6 protein-coding genes are annotated in these 8,268 nt (G+C 66.8%); 2 read left to right on the top strand and 4 right to left on the bottom strand.

What is annotated here, in order from left to right:
- Nucleotides 1–38: 38 nt before the first annotated feature.
- From ACODS9_RS23370 to wecB, 4 genes are read right to left on the bottom strand one after another with little or no spacing between them, the layout of a single operon-like run.
- Nucleotides 39–878: a DUF4434 family protein gene (locus tag ACODS9_RS23370; RefSeq protein ID WP_489094867.1), complete on the bottom strand. Its 840-nt coding sequence runs from the start codon at nt 876–878 to the stop codon at nt 39–41.
- On the bottom strand, nt 878–3,880 hold the full coding sequence (locus ACODS9_RS23375) for a phage receptor (protein WP_489094868.1): 3,003 nt from the start codon (nt 3,878–3,880) through the stop codon (nt 878–880). Before ACODS9_RS23375 ends, ACODS9_RS23370 begins: the two co-directional genes overlap by 1 nt.
- Entirely contained in the window at nt 3,877–6,051 is a 2,175-nt protein-coding gene (nfrB, locus tag ACODS9_RS23380; RefSeq protein ID WP_489094869.1) for a cyclic di-3',5'-guanylate-activated glycosyltransferase NfrB, read from the bottom strand. The genes ACODS9_RS23375 and nfrB overlap by 4 nt, the downstream gene beginning before the upstream one ends.
- Entirely contained in the window at nt 6,048–7,202 is a 1,155-nt protein-coding gene (wecB, locus tag ACODS9_RS23385) for a non-hydrolyzing UDP-N-acetylglucosamine 2-epimerase (RefSeq protein WP_094011429.1), read from the bottom strand. Before wecB ends, nfrB begins: the two co-directional genes overlap by 4 nt.
- 316 nt (nt 7,203–7,518) lie before the next feature.
- On the opposite strand from wecB, the gene ACODS9_RS23390 reads away from it, so the two are divergent.
- Both ACODS9_RS23390 and ACODS9_RS23395 read left to right on the top strand, forming a co-directional pair.
- On the top strand, nt 7,519–7,956 hold the full coding sequence (locus tag ACODS9_RS23390) for a PACE efflux transporter (protein WP_046855196.1): 438 nt from the start codon (nt 7,519–7,521) through the stop codon (nt 7,954–7,956).
- A 91-nt stretch (nt 7,957–8,047) separates the two neighbouring features.
- Nucleotides 8,048–8,268 (top strand): AraC family ligand binding domain-containing protein (locus tag ACODS9_RS23395; protein ID WP_489094870.1); only part of this gene is annotated, 221 nt, incomplete at its 3' end.

Genomic DNA, 8,268 nt, shown 5'->3' on the forward strand with positions numbered 1-8,268 from the left:
TGCTGGCCCCGCGTTGGGATTCGTTCAGACGGCTGGTTTCAATCCCTGGAAAGCGTCCCTCTGGCCCAGGGCCGATAGCGCAGGGCGAACACGGCTTCGGCGTGGCAGCCTCCGCTCAGCGCCGGCTGCGCAGGTTCGGCGCGGAACGGTTGGCCAGGCTTGCTGACTTGGCGAAACGCCTCGCGCACGATGCCCACCCGGCAGGGCAGGGCCTGTTCGTAGCCTTGGCGTACCAGCGGCGCCAGGCGGCCTGTGCCAACGCCGTCCTGCCACCAGACGTTCAGGCCAAGGCTGGCCAACTGCTCCAGCCACGCGCCATTGACCCGCGGCGACAGCTGGCCGGCACTGAACGCGCTGATATGCAGGGGCTTGTCCAGTTGCCGGTTGAAAGCCTGCAACTGCGTGTGCAGCGCATCGCGCCTGGCCGGGTCGCGAAAGTGCAGGTCGTCCAGTTCCATGGGCAGGTACCAGCCGGCCACCGGCAGCGCCCATTCGGCCTTGAGCTGCTGGTATTGGGTGAGCGAGCGTCCCAGCTGCGCCTTGAAGTAACTGTTCAGGCCTTCGCCGTCGAGCTGTTCGAGGCGCTGGTAGTAGGCCGGATCCATGTATAGGCCCAGCACCAGCTCGAGGCCTTGGGCCTGCGCTTCGCGCAGGCTCCCGGCCAGCCAGCCCTCGGAGCCTCCAAAGTCGCTGTCGCCGTAGGCGCTCCACTGCACGATCAGGGTCTTGCCGCCCTGGGCCACGGTGGCTCGCCACAGGTTTTGCCACTGCGCCGGGGTGACGTTCGCGTCACGGTTGAGCGGCTGGTAGAACAGGCGCTGGTCGGCCTGGGCGGGTAGCCACAGGATCAGCAGGCAGAGAGCCAGGAAGCTACGCATCAGAAGTTCATCTCCACACCCAGCAGCACGCCGTTGCCGCGTTCGTAGAGGTTGCCGCCCAGTGCCTGTTGGTACTCGGCGCGTACTTTCAGCGAGCCGCGATAGGCGTTGTAGCGGTCGTCGTCGAACCACCACTGCCAGCGCACGCCGACCCCGGCGCGGGCGTCCTGGCGCCAGTCGTTGCTCGGGTCCTGGCTGGAAAACTCGAGGAAGCCGTAGGGCATGATCGTCTGCGGCGACTGGCTGGGCAGTTTCCACGCATGGCCCTGCTGGAAGCGCGACAGCCAGGCATGGTCGCCGGCACGGGTCCACCAGGCGGCGTCGAGGTAGAGGAAGCGCTCGTCCCAGTCGTCCTCGTCGATACGCCAGTCGTTGCGGTATTTGCCCTGATCCAGGAACGAAGCCGTGGCGCGCAGCAGCAGGTCGTTGCTCGATTCGGCGTTGTGACGCAGGTCGCCCCAGTTGCCACCGACCTTGGCCGGGCTGAGCAGTTCGCCCAGGCTCAGGCCGCTGTAGTGCGTGCTGTCGATCTGGCGCTGGTGATAAAGCTCGGCGTACAGGTTGAGGTTGGCCTGGCCGAGCGGCTTGTAGCGCAGGCCAACACCGGTGCCCATGCTCTGCGCGTAGTCGGTGCGGCTCTGGCCACCGAACAGCACGCGGCCGTAGACCGACAGGGTGCTGCCATTGCGGCTGGGCTCCTCGCCCAGGGCGTGGTCCCACATCGCCAGCTGCACGTTCTGCGAGCGGGCCCGGCGCGAGCTGCCGCTGCGTTCGCCGTTGTCGAGGAACTTGTCGTTGGTCGAGGTGCCTGCGGGCGACCAGGTGCTGGCCAGGGTGATGCTGTCGCGGCGCGACAGGGCTTCATGGGCGCGGCGCTGGCGGTACTTGCGCGCCTCCAGGCTGCCGTACTCATCGTCGCCGTCGACCAGGTTGCGCTCCACGTCCAGTACCCGGCGCAGCTCGCGGCGGGCCGAGGCACTGTCCTCGACCTCGTCATAGCGCAGGGCCAGGGTCTCGCCCAGGCGGTAGTCCTCGGGGAAGTCGCGGGTGGCACGCTCCAGGTAGGGTATGGACTGGCGGCGTTGCTGCTTGTCCGCCGAGCCCGCCAGGCGCATGCCGTAGTCGGCGCGGTAACGCGGCTGGTCCGGCGCCAGGCGCACGGCCTCGGCCAGCCAGGCGCTGCTCTGAGTGCTGTCGCCGGCCTGCTGGGCGGTGCCGGCGGCAGCGTAGTAGTGATCGGCGCGCGGGGCATGACGCAGCGCTTCGCGCTGGAAGGCCAGGGCCTGCTGCGGGTCGCCCTGGCGCTGGGCAATGGCGGCGCCCAGCGCCCAGTCGTCGGCACTCTGGTGCGCCGCCGCATCCCAGTGGCGGCGGGCGGCGTCGGCGTCACCGGCGTTCAGCGCGCCACGGGCGGCGGTCAGGCGCGCATTGTCGGTCCAGGCGCTGGCCGGCAGGCTGTTCCAGATCGGCAGTGCCGCCTGGGAGTCGCCGGAGGCTTCCAGGGCGTAGGCCAGGGGCAGGCGACTGCCGCTATCGCCCAGGCGTTCGGCGGCCTGGTAGTAGACCACCGCCTCGCCTGGCTGATCAGGCATGGCGCAACGCCCCAGGGCGCGATACTGCCCGGCTTCGACCGGGGTGGCCGGGATGGCCTTGCGCACGGCGTCGCACTGGCCGGCTTCGGCCAGGCGGCCCAGTAGCTGGCCACGGGTGATGGCATCGACCCGTGGCACCAGAGCGAGCATGCGTGGACCGTCCAGCGGGCCGTCGTTGCGCGCATAGAGATTGCCCAGGCGTTGCAGCAGCGAAGGTGTCAGCCTGCCCTGGCGACGCGCGTAGGCGTTGTCGAGCAACTGCCTGGCGCGCTCGCTCTGGCCGCTTTCGAGCAGCATGAAGCTGGCTTGTTCCAGGGCGGCGAGATCGCCAGTCTGCCGGTAGCGTTGCTCCCACTGCGCCGCAGTGCGCGGTTGCGCAGGCTGCGCGGGGTCGCCATACAGGCGTTGCCTGAGGATGGCATAGCTGCGCGGATTGTCGCGGGCCTGGCATTGGCCGAGCTGCTCGCGGGCCAGCTTCAGGTCCTTGTGGGACAGCCAGTCGACGGTCTCCAGGCACGGGCGTTGCAGTTCATTGCTCAGCTGGCGCACCAGCGGCGCATCATCGCCTTCACGGGCCAGCTCCCACAGCTGCTGGCGCTGCTCGGGGTGCTGCAGTTGCTCGGCGGGTAGGCTCTGCAGCCAGCGCTCGGCCTGTTGGTTGTGGCCCATGGCGATGGCGCGGTTGGCCATGGCCAGGCGGGCGCGGGTCGCCGCTTCCTGGGAGGGGGCGCTGGCCAGGAGTGTGTTCAGGCCCTTTTCATCGACCTGCTGGATATACGCATTGGCCAGGCGCTGCCAGTCCTGCGGGGGCAGTTGGCCCTGGTCGGCCAGCGGTTGCAACTGGTTGATGGTCTCTCCCCAGTTGCGCAATTGTTCGGCGAAGTTGGCCCGGGTCATGCGCAGCACCATGCCATCGTCGCGTACCGGCAGTTGGTTGAGCCACTCCAGGGCCTTGGCCGCGCCGCCGAACTTGGCCAGGCTGACGCTGTAGGCCTGCCACAGGCGCACACGCTGCTGGCCCTGGCTGTCGGCGAGCCAGGCCTCCACCTGGCTCGCGGCCGGCGGGTCCTGTTCGATCCAGGTCAGGCGCAGTTCCAGCAGGGCATCGGCGTGTTCGGGATTGTCGTCGAGGTCTTCGGCAATGGCCTCGGCTTCCTTGTACCGCCGTTGATGGGCCAGGGCTTCGGCCAGCAGGGCGCGGGCCTCGTTGTTGTTCGGTACGCGCCCCAGCACATGGCGGGTCAGGCGCTCGACCTCGGCCCAGTTGTCCTTCTGCGCCTCCCGATAGCCACGCTCCATGAACGGGTAGCTGGTGAAGCGCTGGAAGTCGGTCATCGGCTTGGTCGGCGCGGCCAGGGCGGAAGAACACAGCAGCAGGCTGGCGATGGTCAGGGAAAGACGGGGCGTCATGCCACCTCCCGGGTCAGGTCGTAGGCGGCCTGCTGTTCGCTGGCCTGCTCGGCGAGGGCTTGCTGCAGCACCTCCTCGGTGATGATGCCGCGGGCGATCAGGTGTTCGCCCAGGCTCTGCTGCTCAGGGTTGAAGTCGATCAGGGCCTGGTTGAACAGGGTCACCGGCACCATGCCGCGCACTTGCAGCAGCGAACCGAGCATCACCTGGTGGGTACCGACCCTCTCCAGCAGCGCGGCATCGTCCTGGTGGCGTTCGAGTACCTCGAGCATTTCCCGGGTCTCGGGTTTCTGCCAAGGGCTCGGGTAGTGATAGCGCAGGCCCAGGGTTACGCGCCCCTGCGGCGCCAGGCGGGCACGCACCGGGCGCTTGAGCTGGCGGCTGATGACCCCCAGCGAGACCTGGCTGACCGGGCTTTCGCTGGCCAGCACCAGGGTGTCGCCGTCTTCGTCCACCGGCAGCACGCCGTAGTGGGTGGCGAGTTTGCGCGGCAGCTTGGCGATCAGCGCCGGGGCGATCTTGAACGGATTGAGCGGTGCCCAGGGCAGGTCCAGTTGCTCGGCCAGGGTCTCGACCAGCTGTTCGCTGGTGAGCCAGCCGCGCAGCAGCAGCTCGCGCCCGAGGCGCCGGCGTACCGGGCTGGTGATGGCCTGCTCCAGTTGTTCTTCGCTGAGCAGGCCTTTCTCAACCAGGCGATGGCCCAGCGGGGTGCGTGCCGGCGCGGCGAGGGCAGGGAACTCGTGGGTGGTCTTGTCCCAGGCCACCCGCCGCGAATCGCCCATCTCCATCACCTGGCGCAGGGCGCGCAGGTTGGCGAAGAAGTTGACGAAGTTGCTCCACATCATCCGTGGTGCCGAGAGCAGGCCTTCGAAGACGCCGTAGTAGCGGGTGACGAACCAGAACCGCTGGAACAGGCGGTTGAACAGCAGCAGGCCGTTGAGCCAGAGCAAGGTGCTGAGCAGCGTGCTGTCGCTGAGGATCGACATGAACCGCCACGACTCCGGCGCGATCACCGTGACCAGCCACATGGCCAGCAGCACCAGCAGCAACAGGTTGACCAGGAAGCTCAACAGGTAGGCGAACAGCCCGCGGCGGTCGCGCCAGAGGAAGTAGTTGAGCGCGCCCTTGCGGCTCCAGCCGAGGTTGCTGGTGCCCTGGAACACGATGCCGACGATCCACCGCGATTTCTGGCGGATGGCGTGCTGCCAGTCACGGGGGAAATGCTCGCGCACGCAGATCACCTGGGCGAACTCGCGGCTCATGCCGGGGCGCCACTCCTGCTTGAGGGCCAGCGCCGGGTCGGTGATGGAATAGCGGGCGAAGATGCACTTCATGCCTTTCTGCTTGAGGCGGAAGCCGATGTCGTAGTCTTCGGTGAGGCTCTGCACATCGAAGGCGATACCGTCGCCGTCCTCCAGCAGCGCGCTGATCGCCCGGCGGCTGAAGCAGGTGCCGACCCCGGCGCTGGGCACCTGGCCGGTGAGCGCCTCGCGCACGATGACGTCCTTGCCGTGGTTCTCGGCGAACTCGTCGACGTAGTGGCCAGCGGTGAAACCCTTCCATTCCGGGGCGTAGGGGTACACCGGGATCTGGATCATGTCCTTGTTCGGCAGCAGGTAGTTGAACAGGCGCAGTTCCATGGGCGAGATGACGTCCTCGGCGTCATGCAGGATGAAGCCGGCGAACTCGATGCGCGCGTCCTGCTGGAAACGCAGGATGGCGTCGATGATGTTGTTCAGGCAGTCGGCCTTGCTGGTGGGGCCGGGACGGGCGCAGACCACCTTGTGCACGTTGGGGTAGTGCAGGCACACGGCGTCGACGTCGGCCTGGGTCTGCGGGTCGTTGGGGTAGGTACCGACGAAGATCTGGTAGTTCTCGTAGTCGATGGTCGAGGCCGCCAGGCGCGCCATCTCGCCGACCACGCCGACCTCGTTCCAGGCCGGCACCATGATCGCCAGGGGCTTTTCCGGCACCTCGAACAGGCGCTTTTCGTCGGCCTTGTCGAACTTGTCGTAGATGCGGAAACGTCGGATCAACTTGCGGCCCCAGTAGCACAGGTCGATGAACAGATCGTCCAGTCCCAGCAGGAACATCAGTGTCGCCAGGATGATGGCAAGGATCTTCAGGCCGAACAGGACGTAGGTGAGGAAATCGATGAAGGCCAGGCTCATGCGTTGTCCCGTGCGGCGGATTGCTCGGCGAACCAGCGGCTCAGGCGTTCGGCGATGCGCTCGCTGGCGTGGCCGTCGCCGAAGGGGGTGTAGACCTGGGCCATGCGCTCATAGGCAACCGGGTCGTCGAGCAGTTGGCTGGTCTCCTGGACGATGCGCTCGGTGAGCGTGCCGACCAGCTTGACCGTGCCGCCCTTGAGCACCGCGGGGCGCTCGGTGACCTTGCGCAGCACCAGCACCGGCTTGCCCAGCGCGGGGGCCTCTTCCTGCACGCCACCGGAGTCGGTGAGGATGATGTGCGCGCGGTTCATCAGCCAGACGAAGTGCGGGTAGTCCTGGGGCGCGACCAGATGGATGTTGTCGCGGCCCGAGAGCACGCTGTACACCGCGTGCTGCACCTGCGGGTTGAGGTGCACCGGGTAGAGGAACTGCACGTCCGGGTAACGCAGGGCCAGTTCGGCCAGGGCCAGGCAGATGCGTTCGAAACCGCTGCCGAAGTTCTCCCGGCGGTGGCCGGTGATCAGCACCATGCGCTGGTCATCGCGCAGCACATTGAGCGGGGAGTCGGCGGCGGGGCGCCAGTTGTCCTTGTTCAGCTTGTCGCGCATCCACAGCAGAGCGTCGATCACCGTGTTGCCGGTGACCTCGATGTGCTCGGGCGGCACCCCTTCGCGGATCAGGTTGGCGTCGGAGTCGCGGGTGGGGGTGAAGTGCAGGTCGGCGAGCACGCCGGTCAAGCGTCGGTTGGCTTCTTCGGGCCAGGGCTGCTGCAGGTTGCCGGTGCGCAGGCCGGCCTCGACATGGCCGATGGGAATGTGACGGTGGAAGGCGGCCAGCGAGGCGATGAAGCTGGTGGTGGTGTCGCCGTGGACCAGGACGATATCGGGCCTGACCTGTTCATAGGCCTGGTCGAGCTTGTCCAGCAGGTCGCGGGCCAGGCCGTTGAGGGTCTGGTTCTGGGTCATCACCTGCAGGTCCTGGTCGACTTCGAGGCCAAAGGCGGTGAGGACCTGTTCGAGCATTTCGCGGTGCTGGCCGGTGGAGCAGATCTGCAGGTCGACCTCGGGCCAGTCGCGCAGAACGCGGGCCAGCGGGGCCATCTTGATCGCTTCGGGGCGGGTACCGAATACCATCATCACGGTGTAAGCCATCGTGTAGTTCCTCGTTCGATTCCCTGGACGAAGTTGTACGACGTGTCGCCGCTTGCAGTCATAGATACAAGCAGCCGATCGCGGGGTTGTCCAATACGCGGCGTGCCCCGGACAGTGCGGTGCAGGCCATTGCTGAAGTGTCACGCAGAGGGGGTCGTAGCGGCGAGGAGGTGCTTGCCGAGCGCCAGGGATAGGTGTTGCGGAAACGTTTATGCTAGTTTTTTTTGATTGAACGGTCAGTCAATAAAGTATTTCTGACTTTTTCTTGCGGCGTTCTTCTTGTAGTTTTGCAGGTCTTTTCTTCAGGGAGCTGAACATGCAAGGCAAGGCGCGCAAGGTCGTCCAGGCCATCCTTTACGAGGCCATCGCCGTGGCCTGCGTGGCGCCGGTACTGGAGCTGGCATTCGGCGCGGGCATGGCGCAGTCGACGGTATTGTCGATCCTCATGTCGGGCATCGCGATGAGCTGGAACATGGCCTACAACTGGGCCTTCGAGCGCTGGGAGGCGCGCCAGCACCAGCGCAGCCGCACCTTGCTGCGGCGCCTGCTGCATGCCTTGGGTTTCGAGGGCGGGCTGGTGCTGATCCTGCTGCCGCTGGTGGCGTACTGGCTGGATATCGGCCTGTGGGCGGCGCTGGTGACCAACCTGGCGTTGTTCGTGTTCTTCTTCGTCTATGCGTTCGTGTTCCAGTGGGGTTTCGACAAGGTTTTCGATGTGCCGGTTTCGGCGCAGGAAGTGGCGAAGGGCTGCTGATATCGGGGGCTTTTCGCACAAGCCCCTGGGATTCCCCTTTGTATCGCCCATCGCCAATAATCCTCCATCCACCCTTGCCAGGCTCGCATCAATGCCGCGCCCGATCATCCTGCCGCTCGCCGAGAACTATCGCCATGGCGAGCACATCGCCCCGCACTGCCATGACCGCGCCCAGCTGATCCATGCCATCAGCGGCGTGGTCACGGTCAGCGCCCGCGAGGGCAACTGGGTGGTCCCCCCCGGGCGCGGTGTGTGGGTGCCGGCGGCCGTCGAGCACGAACTGCGCATGGCCGGCGTGGTGCGCATGCGCAC

The organism is Pseudomonas sp. FG36 (genome assembly GCF_057809275.1).